The organism is Roseivivax sp. CAU 1753 (assembly GCF_054482575.1).
The window spans coordinates 15,859-41,683 of record NZ_JBTLRF010000014.1 but is presented as its reverse complement, the minus strand read 5'-3'; the positions used below and the strand labels follow the sequence as shown (position 1 = coordinate 41,683).

The following is a 25,825-nucleotide window of genomic DNA, read 5'->3' as shown; positions in this document are numbered from 1 at the left end:
CACGGTCGATGCGGGCCAGGCCGGTCAGACGATCACCAACACGACGACGGCGGCTGAGGGCAACGAGGTCGATCCGTCGACGGTCGGTGACGACCTGAGCGAGAGCGTGACAGTGGCGACGCCTGCATCGGCGGATTTGGTGACGGCGAAGACGCTGGTCTCGGGTGACGCGACGCCTTCAGAGGGCGACACGGTGACCTACGCGATCACGGTGACGAATGACGGCCCGGACGCGGCGACGGGTGTGAGCCTTACGGACAGTCTGCCGTCGGGCCTGACGGCGACGGTGAACAACGGCGGCGTGACGGCGGGCAGCTATGCGACCGGGACGTGGACAATCCCAAGCCTGGCCAACGGCGCCAGCGCGACACTGACGCTGGAAGGCACGGTCGATGCGGGCCAGGCCGGTCAGACGATCACCAACACGACGACGGCGGCTGAGGGCAACGAGGTCGATCCGTCGACGGTCGGTGACGACCTGAGCGAGAGCGTGACAGTGGCGACGCCAATTTTGGCACTGACCGGCGTGAAGACGTCCACTCTCGATCTCGGGGCTGATGGTGTTGCCGGTGTGGGTGATCTGATCCGCTATACCTACACGGTCGAGAACACCGGGAACGTTACCCTGTTCGACGCAGGTGTCACGGAGAGCGGCTTCGGCGGGGCAGGGACCGCACCCGTGCCGACGCTGTCTTCCGGCGGGGCGGACCTCGATGGTGACGGCGACGGCCCGGATATCGCGGTGGGCGCCGCCCCGGTCGTCTACACCGCCACCTATGCGCTGACCCAAGACGATATCGATGCCGGGCGGGTTGAAAACTCCGCGACAGCATCGGCACAGGGCCCGGATGGAACGCTGACGGAGGATCTGAGCGGCGAGGACGCGGGCAGCGATGCGCCAACCGAAACCGCCATTCCGGCGAATGGCGCCATGGAGGTTGTGAAGACGGCAATCACATCGGGGCTCCAGACACCGGTGCAGTTGGGCGACACCGTGACCTTCGTCATCAATGTCGAGAATACCGGCAATGTGACGCTGGATGCCGTGACGCTGGACGAAGACTTCCGGCGGCGCGACGGGACACCGCTGAGCCTGACACCGACCCTGGCGTCGGGCGATGGCGGCGTGGCGGGCGCGCTCGAGGTCGGTGAGGTCTGGGAATACCGTGCCAGCTACGCGCTGACGCAGGAGGATATAGATGCGGGCGGCGTCGCGAACCAGGTGACGGTCAACGCCTCCGATCCGCAGGATGGCCCGGTTTCCGACGTCTCGGATGATGATGGCACAGGCCCGGACAACCCGACACTCGTCACCGTCGGGGGCGCGCCGGACATCGCCGTGGTGAAGGCCCTGGATACCGGACCGAATCCGTTCAGCGCGCTCGGCGATACGCTGACGTACAGCTTCACGGTCACCAATACGGGAAACATCACGATCACCGCGCCGATTTCGGTCAGCGATCCCTTGATCGAAACGCAAAGCGCCATCATCTGCGATGCCCCGCCGCTGGCCGTGGGCGCCTCGCTGACCTGTGCGGGCAGATATGTCGTGTCGCAGGACGACCTCGATGCCGGCGAGGTGATCAACACGGCAGAGGCCAGCGTGACCCAGCCCGTGGTCCCCGAAGCTCCGGGCGATCCGACCGAGATCACCGCGACGGCCCCCAGCAACGGCGTGACTGTTCCCGCGGCACAAAGCCCCGCGCTTGATCTTGGCAAGGCGCTGTCTGCGCTGTCGGCAGGAACTTTCGACGCGGTCGGCGACATGATCAGCTACGATTACACGATCACTAACAGCGGTAATATCACGCTGGCGGGACCATTCACCGTAGATGACGACCGGATCGGCAACGGGCTGGCCTGTGGAACAGGACCGCTTGCGCCCGGTGCAACCTTGATCTGCAGCCACAGCTACATCGTGACCCTGGAGGACCTGAACGCAGGCGAGGTCACGAACCTTGCCACCGCGAACACGGCCTATGACGGTGCGCCAGGGGCCTCCGATCCCGACAGCGTTACCGTGACGGCGATCCAGACGCCGGAGCTGAGCATCGACAAGGACCTGCTCTCGGCAACGCCGGACACGTTCGATACCGGCACGGTGCTGGATTACGCGTTCACCATCACGAATACGGGCAACGTCACGATCGATGGTCCGATCACGGTCGGTGACAGCCTGATCGATGTTGTGTCCTGCGCTGCCCCGGCAGGCGGTGTGCTTCTGCCCGGAGCTGAACTGACCTGTACGGCGCGATACACGATTGTGGACGGCGACATTGCACTCGGTTCCGTGAACAACGTTGCCAAGGCTAACGGTACGTTCGATGGCGCGCCGGTGGTCTCTCCGGCGGATGATGCGATCTATCCGGTCGATGCCACGCCGGCGCTGACGTTGGTAAAGGACAGTGATCCTGCTGACGTGACCTTTGCGACGGCAGACGATGAAATCACCTACAGCTACACATTGACCAACAACTCGAACGCCGCGTTCGATCAGGATATCACCGTCACGGATAATCGTTTCGACGATCCCTTCTTGTGCCGTCCGGCCTCCGAAGGCGTGTTCAGTGTCGGAGAAAGCTACACCTGCACTGCGGTTTACACCGTCACTCAGGAGGACCTCGACGCGGGATCTGTCACCAACGAAGCGGTGGCCGAAACGGTCTTTGCCCCCGGAACGCCGAAAGAGCGCCCGGTCAGTTCCAATCCGACCGTCAAGACGGTGACAGCTGAGACCGCGCCAGCGCTCGAACTGGGAAAGGTTGTCAGCGACGCACCCGCTGCAGCGACGACCGGCCATGTGATCGAATTTACCCTCACGGCAACGAATGTGGGCAATCAGACGATCTCCGGCGTGACCATCTCCGATCCGCTGCTGCCGGTTCTGACCTGTAGCGTGGACGGCATCGCGGCTCCGGCCAATGTCGCGCTGGCACCCGATGCGGCGCTGGTCTGCACCGGGACATACACGGTCACGCAGGCGGATTTCGATGCGCAAACCCTGACCAACACAGCCTCGGTGCGCGGTTTCGACCCCACGGGCGCCGATGTCGAAGACGACGCCGCTGCCGCGGTGCCGCTCGCGGTACCCGCGCCGCGCCTGAGTGTCGTGAAAAGCGTGACGCCGACACCCGCCAGCGGTCAGCCGGTCTTCACGGAGGTGGGCGATACGGTCGATTTTTTGATCGCAGTGACCAACGATGGCGATGTCACGATTCGCGACATCTCGATCGCGGACGAGCTGCCGGTGGTGCCGGCATTCTGCGCTGCAGGCACGCTCGCGCCCGGCGAGACGGTTGCGCTCTGCGTGGTCACCTATACGGTGACGCAGGCCGATATCGACGGCCAACCGGGAGACGGCTTCGGGTCCTTCGTGAACACGGCAACAGCCACCGGTACAAGCGTCGCGCCCGACGCGGCCAGTGTGGTTGGCGTCGGTGAGGTGACGGTGCGCGGGCCCGACGCCACGCCCGAGGTCGCACTGGAGAAATCCGCCGATATCTCGGCGGTCACCGAGGCGGGAGAAATCATCACCTACAGCTACGCGGTCGCGAATGTCGGGAACGTGACACTGACCGCGCCGATGTCGGTGATCGACGACAAGATCGACGACGTGTCCTGCCCCGCGCTTCCCGCAGGCGGCCTCGCACCGGGGGCGCTGCTGACCTGCACGGCGGAATATACCGTCACGCAGCAAGATGTGGATGCAGGCGCAGTGACCAATCTGGCGCGGGCCTTCTCGGATCAGGCGGAGCTGCCGGATGCACCGGGGGCCGAGACCACCACGCTGACGCTGCCAGTCACCGCGTCACCGGCCCTGATCCTCGAGAAAATCCCGTCGCAGGCTGGGGACGTCACCGTTGGCACGGCGCTCAGCTATACCTACCGCGTCATCAATGCCGGAAATCAGACCCTTACGGATGTGACGGTCGCGGATGATCATACTTCCGCCAGTGGGACGAACCCGTTGACGATCAGTGGCGACAGGCTGTTTGCGGATAATGCGCCGGCAGGCGACAGCACCGATGCCGTCGACGATGGCGTATGGGATGTGCTGCGGCCCGGCGATGTGGCCGAATTCAGCGCGACCTATCTCGTCACCCAAGACGACATCGACGCGCAGGTGACACTGTCCAACACCGCAACGGTCGTCGCGGAGGACCCGAATGGCGGGCAGCTGTCCGATAGCGAAACCGTGGCGGTATCCGTGGCTCCGGCGGCACCTGCGATCACGGCGTTAAAGATTCTTGACGATGCCGCTCTGAGCGATCCGCCCGTCGCAGGCGAGGTGGCCGGTTTCGATATCACGGTCACGAATACCGGTAACCAGACGCTCGATACAATTACGTTGATCGAGGTCCTGCGCAGAAACGACGGCAGTCAACTGACGCTGGATTCGCCCCCGGTTCTGACCGGCGGGGATACGGGCGTTCCCGGCGTCATGGTCGTTGGCGAAACCTGGACCTACCGGGCGGAGTACACGCTTACCCAGGCGGATATCGATGCGGGCGGCATCTCGAACAGCGTGATCGCGCGCGGCCTGTCACCCGATGACACGCTGGCCCAGGATATTTCCGGGAACGGAGTACCGGGCGGCACCGGCAATGAGCCTGCCGTCGTCTCCATTCCCGCGATGCCGGGGATTGATGTGGCGAAGATCGTCAGCGCTCCTGCAACCGAGGTCGGCGCAGTTCTGGGCTTCACGGTATCGATCACCAATACCGGCAACGTCACCCTGAGCGATGTCGCAATCACTGAGGAGACGCTGCGCCGTCTCGACGGAACGTCGATCGCCCTTGTGCCGACGCCGGTTTTCACCGGGGCAGATCTCGGCTCCGGCCTTGGGGTCCTGTTGCCGGGCGAGACGGCGGACTACCTCGTTGACTACACGCTCACGCAGGCGGATGTCGATGCGGGCGGCGTTTCGAACACCGTTGCTGTGATCGGCAATCCGCTAATCGGCAGCCCGCTCACGGATGTGCCGGACAGCCCGGTCGAGCAGGTCATCGCGTCCGACCCGTCGATTGCGCTCCTCAAAGAGCTTGGGGTGGATGCACCGGCGAGCTTCGGTGCCATCGAGACGCCGATCCCGTATCTCTTCACCGTCACGAATACAGGCAACATCACGTTGTTCGGCACGGTCGCGATCGACGATCCGGTCTTGGCGGACCGCGGCGTCGCGCCTGTCTGTGAGGCGGTTCCTGCAGAGGGTCTTGCGCCTGACGCGACGCTGACATGCACCGCGACGTTGAGCGTGACGCAAGCCGATATCGATGCGGGCCAGATCACGAACACGGCCACGGCCGTGCTCGATGATCAGACCTCGGATCCGTCGGAGATCACCATCACCGCCACGCAGGTCCCCGAGCTGACGCTTGAAAAGATCGCGCAGGACACCCCGGCGGAAGACTTCGTGACCGGAGCGGTCACCGAATACACCTTCATCACGACGAATACCGGCAACGTGACCGTGACCGAACCGGTGACGATCGTCGACACGCTGATCGATCCGGCGGGCCTGACCTGCGAGGCCTTCCCGGATGACGGGCTGGCTCCGGAGGAGACATATACCTGCACCGGCACCTACGACGTGACATCGACGGATGTGGACCTCGGCAGCGTGACCAACGTGGCCTATGCCACCGATGGCACCACTCTGTCCCTGTTGGACGATGCGCTGGTGCCGAATGAGGGCGTGCCGTCGCTGGCTGTGGAGAAAGTCGCGGAAGTGACGCAGTTCAACGCCGTGGGCGATGTCATCCCCTACACATTCGTGGTGACCAACACCGGCACGCGCGCCTTTGCACAGCCTGTTCTGGTCAACGACACGCTGACAGGCGAGATCCCGTGCTTCGTTCCGAGCGCGAGTGATCCGGATTTCATCCCGGGCGAGACGGCGACCTGTAACGCGCAGATCATGGTGACCCAGAAGGATCTCGACCGCGGCTTCATCACGAACGAGGCATTTGCGGAGACGACCTTCGGCGCGGATGATACGACCGTTCTGTCCCAGCCCGACCTGGTGCGTGTCGACGGGGCGTTGGCTCCCGCAATGACGCTGGCCAAAAGTGCGGCACCGCTGCCTGTAAGCGGGGCAGGGCATGAGCTGACCTTCACGGTCACGGCCACCAATACGGGCAATCAAACGCTCGAGAATGTCGTTGTGCGCGATCCGTTGATCGACGGTTTCACCTGCGCGAGCGATGAGCTGGCGCCCGGCGCGCAACTGATCTGCACCGGCGATTACATCGTGACACAGGCTGATCTTGATACCGGATCGCTGGTCAATATCGCCTCGGGCCGCGCGGTCGATCCGCAGGGCAATGGTGTTGTCGGCGACGTGTCGCTGCCGGTTGCCCTGCCCGCTGCGGATCCGGGTCTGAGCCTGACAAAGACCGCGACACCCTCGCCCTTCGGCGGGGTCGGCACGGCGCTGACATATCTCTTTGCCGTGAAAAATACTGGCAATGTCACGTTGACAGATCTCACCGTGACGGACCCGCTGGATCCGGATTTCTCGTGCATCATTCCGACCCTCGCGCCGGGCGTCACGAACCGCGCCTGCAGCCTCACGACCGTCGTGACGCAAGACATGGTCGATGACGGATCGCAGGAGAACACGGCCTCTGTGACCGGGTTCGCCCCGGGAGGGGTGCCGACGACGGCGAGCGACAGCATCACCACCAATGGTCCGGCCCAGATTGCAGCGCTCGAGGCCACCAAGATCCAGCTGCCCGGAACGATTTCCGTGGCGAGGAACCAGGTGCGCTATCGCTTGGACGTGGCGAATACGGGCAATGTTACGCTTGAGAATGTCGTCGTGACCGACGTCATGACTGATGGAAAAGACGATCTGGTCAGCCTCGATGCACCCTTCGCGCTGGCATCCGGCGATGACGGCAACGGTCTTCTCGATGTCGGGGAGACCTGGGTCTACACCGCCGAGCGGACACTCACGCAGTCGGATCTCAATACCGGGGGCCTGATCAATCAGGTGACGGTCACCGCGACGGATCCGGGTGGCGCGCCCGTTCGGGACGTGTCCGACGATGGCGATGATACGGATGGAAACCGGACCGACGATCCCACCATCTTCGTCCCGGCATCGGAGCCCGGCGTGACCGTGATCAAAAGCGTGATCGAACCGGGAACCAGGCCGGGCGATTCCGTTGTATTCGAGATCGTCGCGACCAATACGGGCAACCTCGATCTGACCGATATCAGCGTGACCGATACGCTGACGCGGACCGACGGCACGCTGCTCGATGTCGATGTCGATGTCACGACAGTGACGCTGCCCGCCACCTTGTCGCCGGGCGATGAGGCCATCTGGCGCGTCACCCACGTGTTGACGCAGCAGGATGTGGATGCGGGCGGTCTGAGCAATACGGCATTGGTCCGCGGCGTAGCGGTCGATGGCACACCGGTCAGCGATCTTTCCGCGGATGATGATTTCACCGATGGCAATACCAGCGCTGATCCGACCGTGATCACCGTGGCGCCCAGCCCGTCCCTCGAAGTGATCAAGACACTGACCGAGATCGGGACCGCGGCGGGAGAGCCTGTATCCTTCGAAATCACGGTGGAGAATACCGGGAATATCACCCTGAACGACATCACGGTCACGGACGAGATGACGACGCTCGCGGGCGATGATCCGCGGACGCTGACCGCCGTCGTCGTGGGTACGGACGGCACGCCGCCCTCTGCCGAAGGCACGTTGTCGCCCGGTGAGACGGCCACCTATGCCGTGACCACGACGCTCACCCAGGCCGATCTGGATGCAGGCGGCGTGCTGAACAGCGCGACCGCAGCGGCCAGAACGCCGCTGGGCGGAACGTTGCAGGATGTGTCGGACGACGATGGCACAGGCATCGACGATCCGACCGTCGGTGCGATCGTGCCGCTGCCCGCATTCGATCTGACCAAGGAGGCGAGCCAGCCCGAGCTGTTGTTCCCGACCGTGGAGCGAGTGACCTTCACCTTCACGGCGACCAATACCGGCAATGTCACGCAGTCGGAGATCCAGATCGATGACGATCTGGAAGCCTTCCTCGCGCCTGCTCTTCTGCTGGCCGATACCTATCCGCTCGAGATCACGGTTTCCGGCTTTGGCCCTGACGTTCAGCCCAATCCGGGTTTCGACGGCACGGGCGATACCGGGCTGATCGGTGGGAATGCGCGCCTGTCGCCGGGCGAAACCGGGACCGTGACGCTTACGCTGGTCTATTCCACCGCGCCCGGACAACCCGGCGCGCCCAACACCGCCGCGATCATCTCCGAGGATCTGCCGACGCCGACAGAAGCACAGGCGCTCGTGCAGACGACGGACACGGATGGGGACGGGATCCCGGACTTCCTCGAAACCGGGGACCGGGACAATGACGGCGTGCCGGACTGGAACGATTACGATCCCACGGGCTACCTCTATTGCGAGGATGACGGGCGTCTTCTGACTGGTGGCCTCGTCACGGTCAGCGGTGGCGGCAGTGCCCAGACAGGCATCGGCACGACCGGTCCGATCACGGTCGTCGAGGATGGCTCCTTGGGGTATTATCAGTTCCAGGTCAGTGCGCCGGGGACGTATACCGTCACTTTCACGGATCCGTCGGCAGGTTCGCCATCCACAACGCGCCTGTCTGGCGGGCCATTGGATGCGACGTCGCTTCTTCCGGCCAATCCGGCAGCGCTCGGCTCCCCGGAGCAGGGCAATACCGGGGTCCTCGCGGATTTCAGCGAAGCGGCAAACCCGTTCACCCAGACCTTCGTGATCGAGGCGGGCGATCCGTTCATCATCAACGTGAACATTCCCTTCGAGGGATGTGCCGGGGTGAATGACGTGATCGCAACGAAGGTCGCCGATCGCCGCACGGCCGTCTTTGGCGAGACGATCAATTACAACCTGACCTTCCGCAACGACACGCAGAACGACTACATCGACGCACGCATCGTCGACGACCTGCCGCCGGGCATCATCTACACACCCGGCAGCGCCCGGGTGAACGGTGCCGCACAGGAGCCTGTCGTTGCAGGGGGGCGCCTGACATGGACTACGGATCTGTTGGCAGGGGCCACGATCCCCGTGACCTTCTCGGCCCGGGTGGCGCAGACCGGAAACTTCGGGGGACGCGTCAACGAGACATGGATCGAGCATAATAGCGGGCGCATCCTGTCGAATATCGCCAAGGCCAGCGTATCCATCGAGCCGGAGCACGTCTTCGACTGCGCCGACATCATCGGGAAGGTCTTCCATGACCGGAACGGCAACGGCTACCAGGATGGTCCCGGAACCCTGCCGGAGCCGATCTACCGCGATGACGTTCTGCCTGGTGGCAAGACAGGCAAGGGCGGAAAGATGTCGTCCGAGCCGCTGCGTCCCGACACGAGCGAGCCCGGCATGCCGCTGGCCCGTGTCGTCACACCTGACGGGACGATCATCACGACCGATGAATACGGGCGCTTCAGCGTGCCCTGTGCCGCGCTTCCGCGCGATATCGGGTCGAACTTCCAGCTCAAGCTCGATCCTCGCAGCTTGCCGACCGGCTTCCGCGTGACCACCGAGAACCCGCGCAATGTCCGGGTCACGGCAGGTAAGATGACGCGGCTGAATTTCGGGGTGCAGCTGGGCAAGCTCGTGCGGATCGACCTGACACATCAGGCTTTCCAGCCCGGCCAGTCCAAAGCGCTGCCCGCGCTCGATCAGGCCATAGACGGTCTGGTCGGACAGATCGCGCGACAGCCCTCCTATCTGCGGCTGAGCTACACGCTGCGGCCCGGCGAGGATGCGGCTCAAGCCCGTACGCGCCTGCGGGAGCTGGAAAAGAACATCCGTCGCGCATGGCGCGGGCGGGGAACCTACAGGCTCGAGATCGAACGCCATGTCGTTCGGTCGGGACGCTGAGTGATGAGGATGGCTGGTATGTCCAAGCTCAATCGCAGCGCCGCCACGGCGCTTGCCCTGTCCGTGCTCGCGGGCCCGTCTGTCGCGCAAGGGGTCGTGGCGACGGGCGCCGGCTTCGTGATTTCCGTGGATGCCGGCGACGGTCCTGCGCAGGTCTCGGAGGATTTCACCGCCGTGATCGCGCCCCCGCCAACGAGTGCCCGCACGCCGCAATCGGTGGATGTGCAACTCGAAGCGGCCGATATCGCGGTGACCTTCGACGGGCTGGACGTCAAACGACGGCTCGATGCGATTGTGCTGACCGAAGGGCCGACCGTTCCGGGCCAGGTCATGCGTGTGCAAAGCCAGCTCAATTACCCGGCCTTTGTCCGGCGTGCCGAATTCAGAATACTGGATCTCGGGGCCCGGGGCGGGCCGCGCAATGTGCAGGTCATCCCTGTGGCCCCGAACGGGGTCGCGCAGTTCACCCTGCCGGATGACAGCGAGGACCTTGTGCTGACCCACCGGGTCTACGACGCGCGCGGGCGCTATGATGAAACCGCGCCGATCCCGCTGCGTGCGGATGAGGCGTCGATTGCCCGGCTTGGCGATCTCGCGGTTGAGGAAGGCACCTCGACGCTGGCGCGCGCGCGCATTCCGGTGCATGGCGGGGCCGTGACCGTGCGGGGCGACAATATCGTCGGCGGCGCGCAGGTTCAGACGCTGGGAGAGACGCTTCTGCCTGATCCCTCCGGCAGCTTCGTCATTCAACGGATCCTGCCGCCGGGCAATCACCCGGTTCAGGTCCAGGTGGATGGCCGTGCGCAGGCCCTGCAACTCGAGCGCGACATCACGGTGCCTGCGAATGAATGGTTCTATACCGGAACGGTCGATCTGACCTTCGGTCGGCGTTTCGACGATCCCAAGGATACCAATGGCGCGTCTCTGCCCGAAACCTATTCCTATGGCCGGATCGCGGCCTATGCGAAGGGCAAGGTGCGTGGCGGCTGGACGCTCACTGGCTCGATCGACACGAACGAAACGGATCTCGATGAGATCTTCGAGGATTTCGACAAGAAGGATCCGTACAGCACGCTTCTGCGCATGAGTCGCGAAAGCGCGTACCCGACATATGGGGACGATTCCACGATCGAGGATGACACGCCGTCGGACGGCAAGTTCTACCTCAGGGCCGAGCGTGACGGCAGCCACCTGATGTGGGGCAATTTCAAATCCACCATCGGCGGGACGTATTACCTGCGCAACGAGCGGGAGCTTTATGGCTTTCAGGGGGTCTACCGAAGCCCCGAACAGACCGCGCATGGCGAATCCCGCGTCTCCGTGGAGGGCTTCGCAGCGACCCCGGACAGCTTGCCCGGACGCGAGGTTTTCCGGGGCACGGGCGGGTCCGTCTATTTCCTGCAGAACGCTGATCTCGCTATCGGCTCCGAAACCGTCACGGTTCAACTTCGCGACAAGGATACGGGCCGCGTCGTCTCGACAAGCACTCTTGCCGAAGGCCGGGACTACACGATCAACTACACCCAAGGCTCGATCATCCTGAACGCGCCGCTGACCGGCTCGACCGGAGGCGGGCTTGTCGTCACCAATCCCGGTGGCGAATACGATGTCAATCTCGTGGTGCAATACGAATACACGCCGGCGGCCGGGCAGGTGGACGGAACGAATTTCGGCGCGCGGGCCGAAGTCTGGCTGAACGATTATTTCCGACTCGGTGCGACCCGCTCGATCGAGCGCACGGGTTTTGCCGACCATACCGCGACAGGCGTCGATCTGCGATTGCGCTATTCCGATGAGACTTATCTCGATCTGGAGAAGGCGCGCACCGACGGTCCGGGCTTCGGGTCCTCGTTTTCCTCCAACGGTGGTCTCGTCGTTTCGACCGATCCGGTCACCAGTGGCACCGGCGATGCATGGCTGGCTCGCGGGCGTCTGGGGCTGCAGGATGCGGGTCTCGGTATGGAAGGGTTCATCGCGGGCTATTACGAGAAGCGGGATGCGGGCTTCTCGACGCTGGATTATCAGATCACCGACGATGAGGAGCTTTGGGGCGTCTCTGCCGAGTTTCTTCCGTCCGAAGCCGTGACGTTGCGCTTCTATTACGACGATGCGCGTGACGATGCCGGCAAGGCCGTGCGCGAAGGGGGCGCGGAGCTCGATCTCATGATCTCGCAGACGACAACGCTCAGCTTCGGCATCGAGCATGTGGATATCGACAATCCCGCCGCACAATCGGACGACACGGGCGGGCGCACCGACTTCGCCGCGCGCGTCACCTTCGAGCCGCGGGACGGGCTGCAATACTTCGTCTTCGGTCAGGCCACGGCGCAAAGCTCGGGCGGTCTGAAGAGGAACGACCGGATCGGCGCGGGCGTCAGCTATCGCTTCAACGAAAACTGGACAGTCGAAGGCGAGGTCTCGGACGGGACGCAAGGTCTTGGTGGCGCTCTGCTTTTTACTCGGCAGGGAGAGGGCACCGACAATGTCTACCTCGGCTATCGCCTCGAGCCTGGTCGTGATTTCAGCGGCGTGACGCTGAGCGGCGAGGATCGCGGGACGTTCGTCGCGGGCGGCAGGCGTCAGGTGAATGAAGACGTCACTTATTTCGGTGAAAACATATACGATCTGTTCGGGCGTCATAGGGCGCTGACGAGTGCGTATGGTGTCGAGTACCGCGCGACGGAGCAGACCGTTTTCTTCGGCGCGATTGAGGTCGGTCGCGTGAACGACGCCGGAAATGACGACGATTACGACCGCAACGGCGTGTCGCTTGGAATCCGTCACGACAACGGCGCCGGACTCCAGGCCAAGGCGCGGCTTGAATACCGAGTGGACGAGGGGACCTTGTCCGGCACCGATCGCGATCTGGAATCGTTCCTACTGAGCGCGGGCGCGACTTACGAGATAGACGAAGAACGGCGGCTGTTGTTCAACGTCGATTACTCAGAGATCGATGCGAACAATGCGTCACTACAGGCAGGTACATATAGCGAGGTGACACTGGGCTACGCCGTGCGACCGATCTTCGATGACCGGTTCAACCTGCTGTTCAAGTACCGCTATCTTTTCGACAGCATCGGGCAGGACATCGACGGAACCGATCAGTACGGCCCGCGTCAGGAAAGCCATGTTGTCAGTGTCGATGCGGAATACGATCTGACTGAACAATGGTCCATCGGTGGCAAGCTGGGCGGACGCTGGTCACGGAGCAGTCCGGACGAAAGCGTGCCTTTTGCCGATAACGATGCATGGCTGGCAGTAGCCAATGCGCGCTGGCATATGGTGCGCAACTGGGACCTCTTGATCGAGGCGCGCCATCTGGAGGCCGAACAGGCCGGCATCTCCGAAGCCTCCGCCGTCGGAACGATCTACCGCCATTTTGGCAATAACTTCAAAGCCGGTATCGGCTATAACTTCGGCACTTTCTCGGATGATCTCACGGACCTGACCTACGATGATAAGGGCGCTTTCGTGAACCTGATCGCGAAATTCTGAATCGAAATGGCTTTGCTGCGCAAAGGAGGTGAGGGGTGCACCTCCCCTTTCCCCAGACGGACTTATCCCATGGCCACTGTGATCGGTATGCCGAGCGCGGTGTAGCCGTTCAGCACGGCGGCGCGGATCTGGAGTTCGGCGACCTGGCGATCGAAGTCGCGCGCCATGAGGCTCTGCCCCAGCATTTTCACGCAATGAATCTTCGTCTCGGCGCGGCTCCGGCGGTGATAGCCGGTCCATTTTCGCCAGATGGCACGGCCGAGGTATTTCGATGCGCGCAACGCCTCGTTTCTTGCGATCGCACCGGCCGTCGAGGGCTTCCAGGGCTTTGCGTTCTTGCGTGGCGGTATGACAGCATCGGCGCCTCGGTCTGCGACGGCGTCGTGGCACCTGCGCGTGTCGTAGGCTCCGTCTGCCGTGACCGAGCCGATCGCCACATCGGCGGGGATCTGGTCAAGGAGCTCGGGCAGCATGGGTGCGTCACCAACATTGCTGCCGGTGATCTCGATGGCTCGGATCTCCAGGGTTTGTTCATCGACGCCGATGTGGATCTTGCGCCAAAGACGGCGTTTCGCGCCACCATGTTTGCGGGCGTGCCATTCGCCTTCGCCCTCCGCCTTGATGCCGGTGCTGTCAATCAGCAGGTTCAGCTGCCCCTGCGAGCCCCGATAGGGAATGGTCACGGCCAGGGTCTTCTGGCGTCTACTCAGGGTGCTGAAGTCTGGCACCTTCCACTCGAGGCCGACCAGCCGCAGAAGGCTCTCGACGAAGCCCGTGGTCTGCCTGAGGGGCATGCCGAAGAGGACTTTCATCGTCAGGCATGCCTGAATCGCCGCATCGCTATACTGCGGCTGCCTGCCTCGCTTGCCCGTCGGTGGCGGCACCCAGACCATGTTTGGGTCGAACCAAATCGTCCGGGAACCGCGCTGCTTCAGCGCTTCGTTGTAGGCCGGCCAGTTCTTGGTCTTGTAGGTCGGCGGGATAGGTCTGCTCATGCAAGCCAGCTACCACGCCGGATTCGCAAGATGAATCCCCCCTCGGCCTTTGCGCAACAAAGCCTCTCAAGCTGGCAAGGGATGGTCTACGTGGCTTTCATCATCGACGTGCAATGTCGGCCCTCAATTGGGTGCCGGATGGATCTTTGCGATCAAGGTTCTGGGGCGGAGATATCAACTTGAGGAATGGCAAACACCGCAGAACGCCGATTAGATGTCACGAAATTACAAAACGAAAGGCGCGAGATTCCCATTGCCATCCTGCGGCTGTCAGGCTGCGCAGAGCACGCGCTTTTCTGGAAGAAAGTGTCGCTCTTTCTGTGTGTAGGGCTTGGTGGCATCCAGCAACGCTTTTACACATTTTTTCTTTGCGAAGGGCCGGACCAAAGGACAATAACGCATTTCTGCATCCTCAACGGTCTTAATACCCCGAAGAGCTGGGAAACGTTCTTCCAGACCCTGCCGGGCGTCAGGCGACATCGTTTTGAGCGCCATTGGCCCTGGGAAGAAGCTCTCGCTGGGGATGCCCTCGGCGAAGATGATCTGATGCGCTTCGAACATCAGATGGATGTAGGTCACTTCCCGCTTGCCATGTGCAATGCGGACGCCTTGAGAATTTTCGGCCAGATGAACCGCACGTACGAGGTGGTCGGCACCTATCAGCATGCCATGCTGGCGTGAGACCAGAAGATCTCGCTCGTTTCCAAGGGAGCCTTTGCAAATCAGGATTGGACGGAGTCTGATATCGGCTTCAAGCTGATTTCGTCCCACTTGGCGACGCCCAATCCAGGCCAGGGGCTGTGCTCCGTGAGCTTGGGTAACGACGAAATCGCCGATCTTGAGTTTTTCGATAGCGACTGGCCCCCGGGGCGTCAGAATTCGGGTGCCCGCAGTGAAGCAAACGATGCCGGTATTGTCAGCTGTATAGCTCGATGCCGTCGCACCCAGCATGGTCAGCGAGCTTGCTCCGAACTGAATGTTGTCGGAATAGTCGACCGCGTTGCCTTCATCGTCAAAGGCATTAGATTGGTTCAGGATACTGTCATCGGCTTGGTCTGCGCGGACTTCATCGAGGTTGTCGTAATAGCCCGAGAGGTCAATGTAGTCGTTGTTGAAGATGTTTCCATCGCCAAGCGCTCCGGTATTGCCGAAGTTGAAATCGGTGATGGTGTCATTGCCGTCGGAGACCATGAAAAGGTCATTGTCGCCACCACCGGTTAGGACGTCATCTCCAGCATTTCCGTGAAGCGTATCGTCGCCCGCACCACCGTCGATCGTGTCGTTGCCGCCCGTGGCTGAGAAATCGTCCCCGAAGAGGTAATCGGCACCGTCGCCACCTGTGATGGAGTCTGCGCCCTGGCCGCCATAGACCGTATCAGCGCCGGTGCCGCCGTCGACGATATCGTCGCCATCACCGCCGAAAATAATGTCGTCACCATCCCCGCCCAGAATCGAATCCGCATCGCCGTTCCCGGACAAAACGTCGTTGTCGGCACCGCCCGAGATGGTATCGGCTCCGTCGCCGCCGTCGATGTCATCGTCCCCGTTTCCGCCAGTCAGGCTGTCATTACCGATACCGCCCAAGATGGTGTCGTTACCCAAACCACCATCGACCGAATCGCTGCCTGCACCTCCTTCGAGGCTATCATTTCCGGCTTGGCCGAGAACGAGATCGTCGCCAGAGCCGGTGACGACTGTATCATTACCATCCCCGGCACCGATGCCCATATAGGTCGTGCTTGCAGATCCATCGACAACATCTGCCTGGTTCGACAGCCAAATGTTCTCGATCTCGCTGAAGGTTACCGTGTCTGTCCCTGCAGTCGCGGAACCAGCTTCGTCACCGCCAAAAGTTATTGTCAGGCCGCTGGAGATGGCTCGAAAGTCGAGAAAATCTGTGTCGGCACCCATCTCACCGCCGACAACAGTGTCATTGCCGAATCCATCAACGGCTATGAATTGGTCGGAACCTGCGTCGCCGCGCAGCGAGTCATTTCCGGCACCAAAATATAGGACGTCATTCCCGTCACCGCCGATGACAGTGTCGTCGCCTGCCTCCCCATAGAGCGAGTCATTTCCTGCATCACCTTGCAGAACATCGTTTCCAATGCCTCCGAGAATGATGTCTGCACCATCACCGCCGACCAACGAGTCATTTCCGGCCTGGCCCTGCAGAAAATCATTTCCCGCCTCACCAAAGACCGTGTCGTCTCCTTGACCTGCAAGGACGGTATCGTTGCCGTCTCCCGCATTGACAGTGTTGGCATTGCCACTGGGCCCGCTTGCGGCACCATCGTCAATTTGATCACCATCGGGGTCGCCCGAATAGGCCGCATCTATGCTGTCGTCACCGACCGTTCCGGACACAATGCCGTCGCTGGTATCGACCGTTCTGTAGGGCTCGGAGGAAGCGGCGCCATCTCCACTGTCTTCCGGGGCACCATCGCGACCCGTGGACGCTGTGAAGCTTTCGCCAGCGGTGGGTTGATCGTTTGCGGCGTAGATGAACCCTACATTGGTACCGTTGATCCGCAACACCCAGACTTCGTTCCCGAGGTCATCGAGCATCGAGAATTCGTTCTCAATCGTAGAGCCCGCGGGATATGTGGTCCCGTTTATCGTGACTGGCTGCGCCAAGGTCTGAGCGCCGCCAGTTTCAACGTAAGCGTCTTCAAAATCATCGTCATCGTCTGAGACGATTATCTCAATGCCTGATCCACCGTTGTAAGTGAACGTCTCTCCGATCCAACTCGGCGCGCTGCTGGCGTAATCTGGGCTGTTGGGATCATTGGCATGGGTGTCGCCTTGGATATCGGCCATTGGAATGCCCGACGGGATCGTGAATAAAGACCAGTCATAAACCGTAAGTTGGTATCCCATACTCGGCTTGTCCGTTCCTGTTCTTGATCTACCGATTGCTTCCAATCAGGACCCTAAACAGCGACCAGGGTTGAGATTGTGACGCTCACGAGAAATCATTTGGGCGAGATTGCAGGATGGGTACAGATCTGGCTGGGCCCCGGAGCCGACTCAAGAAATTTTTGGACTGCTTAAAATTATTTCTGGTGTCTGAGGTTGAAATAATTCCATGTTGTGATCGTGTTCGGCTTTGACGAACTATTCGGGTTCTGTCGCAGACAGTTTCTCGGCTTAGGACCGAATTCTCTGCCCGCAGTACCACGTCTCGAGGTCGTCGATGTCCGATGGCCAATCTTCGAACCCGCGCTGCGATTTCAGCTTTGAGCCTATTCCGTTGAAAAACTCTACTAAGCGAAAATCCCCTCAGAAACTTGGAGCACTGTTCCCGTGATTGGACGGTTGGCAAACTATGCTTCAAGATGGGCGCTTTCCCGGGATGATATCCCAGTGATATGGCCACTCCGAGCAACATGGCGAGTTGTTCAACGGAATTAACCCAAAGCAGAGCTCTCATTTTGCGAGTTTGTAATGGTTTCCTGATCCATGCAGCCGTCAATTTCTTCGGAGAGCATTCTCAAGAAAAATGGAACCCGGCATCTGTCTGATGCCAGGCTGCAGGCGTGGTCGCGCCACGCGCATCTTGGATAAGACGTCCTGTCAGGCCGCGTCTTTACGCGCCTTTTCCCAAGCAAGGGCCTTCATCGGCTCATCGACCGATGTTTCGGCCAAGTGATTGGTGTAGTTCGACATAACCTTCTGCGAGACACCGAGGATCACCTCGAGCACCTGTCGCTTGGTGAAGCCTGCATCAAGGAAAGTACGGACGGCTGTTTCGTCGACATAGCCTCGGTCACGCACAGCGGCCAGCGTGAAGGTCCGAAGCGCTTCGAGGCGTTCAATTCGAAGCTCCGGGCGGAATGCCTGAACGCCCACTGGTTCATGAGCCTTGCCGACGCCCGCGAAAAGCTGGAAGATTGGCGTAGACACTACAACGAGGACCGACCCCACAGCGCGATCGGATACAACGTGCCGATCGACATGCATTATCCCGATGGCGCAGCCAGCCCGTCATCGTGAGGCAGCCGGAAAATTCCAGCTTTCGGCGGTCCAAGCTTGGGGAGCAGCGCAGCAGCCGGGAGATTTCAGCTCCCGGCGGTCCAAATTTAGGGGAGCAGAGCAGGCCGACCATGCACGAACATGCATACAGGACCACTCGGTGGGGACAGACCACAGAATGGGCATCCGACGACGCAGTAGCTGATTGATCACTTGCAGAACGCTGCATTATGGAGGGAGTGATGTATTGAGCTTGCAACATCCACTCGACAAACTGAAAGAAAACAGGACATGATGAAAAAAAGGGCGCGACCATGAAGGGAGTGATCTTCGTTGAGCTGATTAGGATGGCCGAGCATGCTTTTGGCGAAGACACCGTGGACAAGGTGATCGAAAATGTGGATCTCGCAAACGGTGGTGCCTTCACGACCGTGGGGAACTATCCCTGTTCAGAATTGATCAAGATTGTCATGGCCTTCAGCGATCATTCGGGCCTGAGCGCCGATACTCTACAGCTCAAATTCGGTCACTGGATGATGGATTTCTTCGCTGAGCATTATCCGGAGTTCTTTGTCGAAAAATCGTGCGCTTTTGCGTTTCTGGAAGCTGTGGATCAGGAAATCCACGTAGAAGTCAAAAAACTGTATCCAGATGCCGAATTGCCCCGATTCGAAACAGAGCGGCAAGGCGAAGACCGATTGAAAATGGTCTATTATTCCCCCCGACCGCTGCACGCGTTCTGTCAGGGCTTGATCGAGGCTTGTCTGGCGCGATTTGGCCAGGAAGCGAGCATAAAACGCGTTCTGCACCCTGCCGGGGCCAATTCGACAACTTTTGATATCACATTGCATCTATGAACGCCCAACCAAAATGACAAACACTCCCGGCGACCGTGTTTCCCGCGCGCGCTACGAACGGGCGGTTCGGGCCCGCGAAGAAGCAGAGAACTTGTTGGAGCTAAAGAGCCGCGATCTGTTCTTGGCCAACAAGAAGCTCTCTCAGTATTCTGCGACACTGGAACAGGCCGTGTTCGATCGTACGGCCGAGTTGCACCTTGCTCTTGAACGGGCTGAGGCGGCCGCGATAGGGCGCAGCCGCTTTCTGTCTACGATGAGCCATGAAATCCGGACTCCGCTGGGCGGTCTTCTCGGAATGATCGACCTGTTATCGATGGATGAGACAGACGCTGAAAAACTGGAGTTGCTGACCTATGCAAAGACTGCTGGCGTTGGACTGAGCCGGATTGTCAACGAAGTCCTCGATTTCTCCAAGATGGAGGCGGGGGTTTTTCTGTTCGAGGAAGAGAACGTCGATATCCGGGCGCTGATTGAGAGCATTCGGTTATTGGCCGCCTCGCATGAGCATGGAGCAAACCGAAGAATTCTTGCAAAGATCGACGACAGCGTGCCCGAGCTCTTTCTCGGAGACGCGACGCGGATGCGACAAGTTATTTCCAACTTGGTCAATAATGCTCTGCGCTTTTCGACGGAAGGGCCGATCATTGTTCGCGCGAACGCATTGGATCATCCCAAGGGAGCCTTGTTGCGCGTTGAGGTCGAAGACTACGGTGTCGGCATTGCCGAATCCCAAATTGAAAACCTGTTCAAAGACTTCACCCAGATTGCCAACCCGCTAACCGCTGTGGCTCAGGGCACTGGGTTGGGGCTGGCGATCTCCAAGAGGATCATCGAAGGCATTGGTGGCAGAATTTCGGTGGACAGCAAAGAAGGTGAGGGATCGATCTTCTGGTTCGAAGTGCCGGTGCGCGTCGTCTCTCGGCCTGAGGCCGAGGGGAGGGAAGATGGTGCGGTCGAGCGCGGCCGCATTCTCGGAGATATAGCGAGCAAGCGCGTGCTGATCGCCGAAGACGATATCATCAACCAAAAATTGCTGCTGACGTATCTCGACCAGATGGAGATAAAGACCGACCTTGCCGAGAACGGGCGAATCGCATTGGAAAAATTTGCGCCGGGGAAATATGATCTCGTTCTCATGGACGTTGCCATGCCGGAAATGGACGGGCTGGAAGCGACCCGCCGGATCCGTGATAAGTGGCCAGACGCGGAGATCCCGCCCATCTTGGCACTGACGGCCCATGTCATGGATTCCATCGAAAAAGAAGCGGGTTTAGTTGGTATTGACAAGATCCTGAATAAACCGATTCCATTCGACAAACTGAAACAGGCAATCGAGAACGCCTTGGCCCCACACGCTGCGGAAAAGTCGCGCGCCCCGTCGGCACCTGCGCAAGAAAAAAAGATCGTAGCGTCGGCGAGATCCGATGAGGTCCGTTCGCTTGTCGACCTAATGTCGCCCGATGCACACGAGTCGCTGTTGGATATCTTTGGCCTTGAAGGGCTGTCCGATTTCGCCGCCAAGTTCGTCAAGGAATCCAGCATGCGGATCGACGCGCTGCTGGCTGCCGAACAAGCCGGGGACCGCAAGAAAGCCTTTGAGCAGGCGCATTCGCTCAAGGGCGCGGCGATGGCGTTCGGATTTTCCGACATGGTCGAATGGGCCCGCCAGATCGAAATCGGAGAAACGCATTTAAATGATGAGACGGTCGCGCAGACTGCCGCAAAATTCAAAGCGAAACTGGACGAATTGGACGTGCTGCTGAAGCGGTGAAAACTGGGCAGACGACAGTCTGTATTTGTTCCGGTACAGGTCCGAGGCCTGATGCTCTGTTTCAGAACTTAAATTTGTAGCGAAGCGATAGGCTGCCGCCAGTAAATCCGGGACCGGGCGCTTCGCCTTTGTTCCACGGCCAACGGTTATTGCTGTAGTTATCGTAGGACAATACCCAGTCGGCGTTGAAACGATAGCTTGCGGTATAACTGAAGTCCGGTTGATATGTGTCCTGTTCTCCCGGCAGATAAAAATACGTCGTGCCGCTGACGCTCAGCTTCTTTTTGGCGGCATATCTGCAAGAGACGTTGACGCTCTCTTTATTCGCATGGGGCAGACCTATGCTGGCGGTACAGGGGACTTTTTTGGCATTGGGCAGATGAAGGGCAGGTAGCTTATAAGTAACGCGCAACTGGCCTCCGAACAGGCTGGCCTCAGGACTGTCTCCGTCGGTGAACCGGGCGGAATAATTGCTGTAGCCAACGCTCATTTTCTCGTTCACCTTATAGGTGAAGTCATAAGTGTAGTCCGGGTCCCAAGGCTCTTGGTCCTTTGGGTTGCCATAGCCAACCAATGCGCCCCGGAAGGACAGTTTCTCGGTCAGGCGCGCGCTGCATCCAAGGCTGGCGCGCGGTTTCGCAATCCCGCGCCTGTTCGGATCAGGGTTCAGGTGGCCAAGAGAAGTAGTACTGGTCAACGAACAGTTAACCTTGAACCGATTTACAAAACGCTCCCACTGGCTTGGCGCATCCGGCTCTGGGCCAAGTCTTTCTGGTTCGGATCGTTCGGCATCGGGCGAGCCTGCATAGCCCGGTGCCGTTTTCGGCGTCGAAGTTAGGGCTGTGACACTGTCGGCGCGCAACGGGCCGGTCTGCTCCGTGCAGGCGATCGGGCCAAGCGGTTCCTGGTCGGAGCAGACCGGATCCTTCCCTTCGGGCGGACCGCTCTCCGTCAGCATGGCGACCGCGCCACCAACTGCCAATTCTTTCGCGTCGATTTCGCCCTCCTGGGCAACTGGATCCGGCCCTTTCGCAGGTGCCGATGTCGTTTTTTCCGAAACGATTGCGTCGCGTGAAGAAACGCGTTCAGTTGGGGGCGGAGAAGGAACACGTGGAGTCGTTCCAGCGAGAATCCACTCGGCCAGATAGCGCGCCACTATGACCAGATCATCGTTAATCGGAAAAGGCGGGCGTTCGCCCGCGCCAACCTCGACGATGAAAGCCGATCCATCCTTCATGTTAATCTCACAGCCGACCCCGGCCTCACACGCAAGTGTGGCCACGACATTTGGGCGTTCGGCCTTGCTCAGGATTTTTGCCGTGCCGTTGGGAAAGAGAATATAGGTCCATGGTCCAAGTTGCCCACGCTGATGGCGAGACCAATGCAGCGCGCTTGGAAGGTCAAGAACGATCTCTTGTGCGTCGGGGGCTGCAAGTTCGGCAGTGTTCAAAAAAGCAGAACTTGGCGGAGGAATAAGAAGTGTTTTTCTGGGCTCTTCGCTGACAGCTGGCGAAGCAAGGCAATAGCTGGTGAACGTAGCAATTTTAATTAGCTTCGAGCCACTCTTGTTCAGAAACTGCCTGCGTGTCCTCGATGATCGATAGATCTTCAATGGGCGCCTTTCCAACATGGCACTGCCTACCATTATCTCAGTCGTTCGTTGTTCTGCTCATTGAACCGCGCCGGGTTTGCCGGAGGCTGTTTGGCGTAAGTTACGCAGCCATGTTTTCAGTTTCCAGAGCCGTGTAGAAGTTTTCTGCGGCCTCTGCTGGCGGGATGTTTCCGATGGGTTCCTGAGCTACTCCGCGAGTTGGTGGTGATGACTACGCTGGTGCGCTCGTAGAGCTTGCTGAGAAGATGGAACAGCAGCGCACCGCCCGAGGCGCTGAACGGCAGGTATCCCAGTTCGCCGAGGATCACCAATTCGGTCTTCACCAAGGTTTCGGCGATCTTTCCTGCTTTGCCTTGTGCCTTTTCCTGCTCAAGCGCATTGACCAATTCCACGGTCGAGAAGAAGCGCACCGGCTTGCCGTGATGCTCGATGGCCTGGATGGCCTCAGGTGTATCGACCCAGCGGAATCTGCTCAGGTTAAGCCGCTAATCTGCATGCCTCGGCAGGCGTGCGCATGGCAAGAGCCTGATGAGGGCGGCGGTTGTTGTAGAGGCTGATCCAGTCGCCGCCGGGCTTGCGCTGGACCACGGCGAGGTAGTGGCACCAGTCATAGATTACGCGGCCAGGTTGCCGGTGTGACCGTTCAATGGTGCGCTGATGCTCGCAGACCACGTGCCCTTCGGCCACGATCACCAGGCGTTTGGGGTAGATGTGCAGGCTGACGGGGCGGTTCGGTCACCAACCAGCCTGACAGCTTCTCTGCATATGGGTCCAGCTTGCTCGGTCGCGCCGGTGTCTGAAACTGGGGCTCAACGATCCCCGCCCGCAGATACTCCTTGATGGTGTTGTGAGATAGCCCGGTCCGCCGCGCAATCTCGCGGATGGGCATCTTGTCCCGCAAAGCCCAACGTCGAATGACGTTCAAAAATCCCATGTCAATCACTCCAATATCCCCTGACAAATCCCGTCAGGGGCAAGGTTCCACATGGGTAAAATCTCAGTGACAATTTCGACTGCTGCTGGGTCAGTTCTCAGTGACATCCAACACACTGTTGAGACCGGAGACCCGGTCATGGCCACCCGCTGCGCAATTTGGGGGCTGGCCGCGTGGCCAAAACCTATCAAAAGCGCTTCTTCCCGACGTGCTACGGCAGCGAGTTCGTCTCCCGGGACCTCGACCTCTGGGCCTATTCCAACGACGTTACCCTGGACGTCTCGCGACCGGGTAAGTCCACGGACAACGGCTTTATCGAGGCATTCAAAAGCGAGCTCCAGGCGGAGCGTCTTAACGCGCACTGGTTCATGAGCCTTGCCGATTCCCGCGAAAAGCGGGAAGATTGGCGCAGACACTACGAAGAGCATCGACCCCATAGCGCGATCGGATACAACGTCCCGATCGCCATGCATTTTCCCGATGGTGCAACCAGCCCGTCGTCGTGAAACAGCCGGAAAAATTCAGCTTCTGGCGTCCAAGATTGGGGAGCACTGCACCACCACTGGGCTCTGGTCGCGGCTGGATGTAAATTCCGTGGCAGGTAAAAGCCCGCATCATCGTCATGAACGGCTACACAGCGCTTGGCATACCTGTCTCAGAGCGCGTGGGATGAATCTGTTCGGGGAAAGCGAGCCTCGGACAACAGGGGATTTGTGCAAAAATCCCTAAATCACGCTACTCTCTCGTCAGCGGTTACCATTGTGATTGGCTCATCTTCTTCGCGGAGCTCGATGAAAAAGATTGTGCCCACACCCATCTGACTTTTAAAATCAATTAGGCCATTATGGGCCTGCATGATTTGCCTCGATATTGTCAAACCCAAGCCAGTGCCCTCATGAGCACGTGTAGAAGACGAATCAATCTGTTGGAATTCTTCGAAGACCTTCTCGCGAGCTTCCTCAGGAATGCCATGTCCTTCATCCTTGATTGATAGGCGAACATTTTGACCATCACTGCTCATTGATACAGTGACCACGCCTTCAATCTTGGAAAACTTCACAGCGTTTGAGAGCATGTTTGTGATAACTTGGTCGACGCGTTTGGTGTCAAAGCGTGCCCAGCGTTCACCGATCTGGACGCTTGATACCAATGAAATACCCTGGCGTTCAGCAAATGGTCGAAATCGCTCAACTGCCTCAAGTGCAGCAGCACCAAAGTCGTGCACCTCAAAAATATACTCGATCTCCCCAGCTTCACCTTTTTGAAGAAGGAGCAAGTCATCAACCAAATCAGCAAGTCGATGGCTGTTGCGAGCGGCGACATCAAGAGGTTTCTTCAACTTTTCGGAAGGCTCACCAAGTATGCCGGAATTGATGATATCGAGAGAGCCCTTGATTGACGTTAGTGGCGTACGCAGCTCGTGGCTGACTGTCGACAGGAAACGAGACTTTGCGACATAGGCCGCTTTTGTCCGCTCGTGTTCGACCTCGAGTTCTTGGCGGCTCACCAAATACTGATTATAGCCAACAATGAAGCTACGTCCACATTCGAATATGAACCCCAAAACGAAGATCACGGTGAAGAAATGAAGCCAAATTTCTGATGAGACCGGAGGTTTAATCAAAAAAATATCTCGTATCGGAATGAATAAAATCGTCAGACCGTAGAGGATGAGCCGTGCAACAAGCACACCAACAAAGTGTCGATTATTGATACATGCAAAGACAGCAGCAGAGAACAGTAAGAAGTGAGACAAGAAGTGTCCATCTAATGGACCTTGTAGTACGGCTAAGGAGATCGAGAACCCGGAGATCGCCAAGGAACTCAAAATTGTTCCAATGTAGATACGGATCATCGCACCTCGCACGTGCATTAATGACCAGGTGCGTGTACTCAAGATTGAAAGGAAGACCCTGCTGTCATACAGCTCAACCAAAGCGACCACAAAGTAGAAAATAATTGCAACACGCCAATTGTAATATGCTCCCGCCAGCGTGATCGCCATCGAGTAGATTATGACCCTCTGAAGGAAAAGCTGCCGGCCAATCTTCGCATATTCCCTGAGACGGCGTCGCACAGACCAGAGGTCTGCGCTGTCGACTTCAATGGATGAAGCCAAGTTCGAGAAGGCCTTGTTCAGGCCTGGGACTTCCATCATGCTAAGACCTGCAAAAATGTCACAACCTTAAGCTGTACAAAACTAACATGGTGAAACCTTGGGGGGAAGATGGCAACTTCAAGGAAACAATAGAAAGCTTTTTGGAAACAGTGTTCCAAAAGGATAG

General features: G+C 59.5%; 9 protein-coding genes and 4 pseudogenes. 6 read left to right on the top strand and 7 right to left on the bottom strand.

The genetic code is table 11. The annotated features are described in order from the left end of the window. Positions 1-112: 112 nt before the first annotated feature. Together ACXYMN_RS18550 and ACXYMN_RS18545 are read left to right on the top strand one after the other, a co-directional pair. A complete protein-coding gene (locus ACXYMN_RS18550) occupies positions 113-9,901 on the top strand; it encodes a DUF7507 domain-containing protein (protein ID WP_459015423.1) in 9,789 nt (3,262 codons plus the stop codon). An 18-nt stretch (positions 9,902-9,919) separates the two neighbouring features. Further along, complete coding sequence (locus tag ACXYMN_RS18545) at positions 9,920-13,396, top strand: hypothetical protein (RefSeq protein WP_459015421.1); 3,477 nt, start codon at positions 9,920-9,922, stop codon at positions 13,394-13,396. 62 nt (positions 13,397-13,458) lie between these two features. Here ACXYMN_RS18545 and ACXYMN_RS18540 read toward each other — a convergent pair whose 3' ends face one another. From ACXYMN_RS18540 to ACXYMN_RS18530, 3 genes are all read right to left on the bottom strand, one after another. Further along, positions 13,459-14,391: an IS5 family transposase gene (locus ACXYMN_RS18540; protein WP_459015420.1), complete on the bottom strand. Its 933-nt coding sequence runs from the start codon at positions 14,389-14,391 to the stop codon at positions 13,459-13,461. A gap of 270 nt (positions 14,392-14,661) precedes the next feature. Beyond that, the gene (locus ACXYMN_RS18535) at positions 14,662-17,271 is read right to left on the bottom strand and encodes a Hint domain-containing protein (protein WP_459015419.1); all 2,610 of its coding nucleotides are present in this window, start codon (positions 17,269-17,271) and stop codon (positions 14,662-14,664) included. A gap of 696 nt (positions 17,272-17,967) precedes the next feature. After that, positions 17,968-18,243 (bottom strand): carboxymuconolactone decarboxylase family protein, encoded by a 276-nt coding sequence (locus ACXYMN_RS18530; RefSeq protein ID WP_459015457.1) that lies wholly within the window; start codon positions 18,241-18,243, stop codon positions 17,968-17,970. On the opposite strand from ACXYMN_RS18530, the pseudogene ACXYMN_RS18525 reads away from it, so the two are divergent. From ACXYMN_RS18525 to ACXYMN_RS18515, 3 genes and pseudogenes are all read left to right on the top strand, one after another. Continuing rightward, positions 18,199-18,387, top strand: a pseudogene (locus ACXYMN_RS18525) (integrase core domain-containing protein); the annotation flags it as partial. The gene ACXYMN_RS18530 and the pseudogene ACXYMN_RS18525 sit on opposite strands and share 45 nt — an antisense overlap. Positions 18,388-18,680: 293 nt before the next feature. Next, entirely contained in the window at positions 18,681-19,223 is a 543-nt protein-coding gene (locus tag ACXYMN_RS18520; protein WP_459015417.1) for a heme NO-binding domain-containing protein, read from the top strand. 13 nt (positions 19,224-19,236) lie between these two features. After that, complete coding sequence (locus ACXYMN_RS18515) at positions 19,237-20,994, top strand: ATP-binding protein (RefSeq protein ID WP_459015415.1); 1,758 nt, start codon at positions 19,237-19,239, stop codon at positions 20,992-20,994. A gap of 61 nt (positions 20,995-21,055) precedes the next feature. Here ACXYMN_RS18515 and ACXYMN_RS18510 read toward each other — a convergent pair whose 3' ends face one another. From ACXYMN_RS18510 to ACXYMN_RS18500, 3 genes and pseudogenes are all read right to left on the bottom strand, one after another. Next, on the bottom strand, positions 21,056-22,606 hold the full coding sequence (locus ACXYMN_RS18510; protein WP_459015414.1) for a hypothetical protein: 1,551 nt from the start codon (positions 22,604-22,606) through the stop codon (positions 21,056-21,058). Between the two features lie 197 nt (positions 22,607-22,803). After that, a pseudogene (locus ACXYMN_RS18505) lies at positions 22,804-23,049 on the bottom strand (ATP-binding protein); the annotation flags it as partial. Between the two features lie 287 nt (positions 23,050-23,336). Next, a pseudogene (locus ACXYMN_RS18500) lies at positions 23,337-23,540 on the bottom strand (IS21 family transposase); the annotation flags it as partial. 215 nt (positions 23,541-23,755) lie between these two features. Here ACXYMN_RS18500 and ACXYMN_RS18495 point away from each other — a divergent pair. Beyond that, a pseudogene (locus ACXYMN_RS18495) lies at positions 23,756-24,046 on the top strand (integrase core domain-containing protein); the annotation flags it as partial. A 224-nt stretch (positions 24,047-24,270) separates the two neighbouring features. On the opposite strand, the gene ACXYMN_RS18490 reads toward ACXYMN_RS18495, so the two are convergent. Beyond that, complete coding sequence (locus tag ACXYMN_RS18490; RefSeq protein WP_459015412.1) at positions 24,271-25,698, bottom strand: sensor histidine kinase; 1,428 nt, start codon at positions 25,696-25,698, stop codon at positions 24,271-24,273. Between the last annotated feature and the right edge of the window lie 127 nt (positions 25,699-25,825).

Bases quoted from the DNA above. Each gene is read 5' to 3' on its own strand.
- ACXYMN_RS18545 (WP_459015421.1), top strand. From the start codon at position 9,920: ATGTCCAAGCTCAATCGCAGCGCCGCCACGGCGCTTGCCCTGTCCGTG.
- ACXYMN_RS18540 (WP_459015420.1), bottom strand. From the start codon at position 14,391: ATGAGCAGACCTATCCCGCCGACCTACAAGACCAAGAACTGGCCGGCC.
- ACXYMN_RS18535 (WP_459015419.1), bottom strand. From the start codon at position 17,271: ATGGGATACCAACTTACGGTTTATGACTGGTCTTTATTCACGATCCCG.
- ACXYMN_RS18520 (WP_459015417.1), top strand. From the start codon at position 18,681: ATGAAGGGAGTGATCTTCGTTGAGCTGATTAGGATGGCCGAGCATGCT.
- ACXYMN_RS18515 (WP_459015415.1), top strand. From the start codon at position 19,237: ATGACAAACACTCCCGGCGACCGTGTTTCCCGCGCGCGCTACGAACGG.
- ACXYMN_RS18490 (WP_459015412.1), bottom strand. From the start codon at position 25,698: ATGATGGAAGTCCCAGGCCTGAACAAGGCCTTCTCGAACTTGGCTTCA.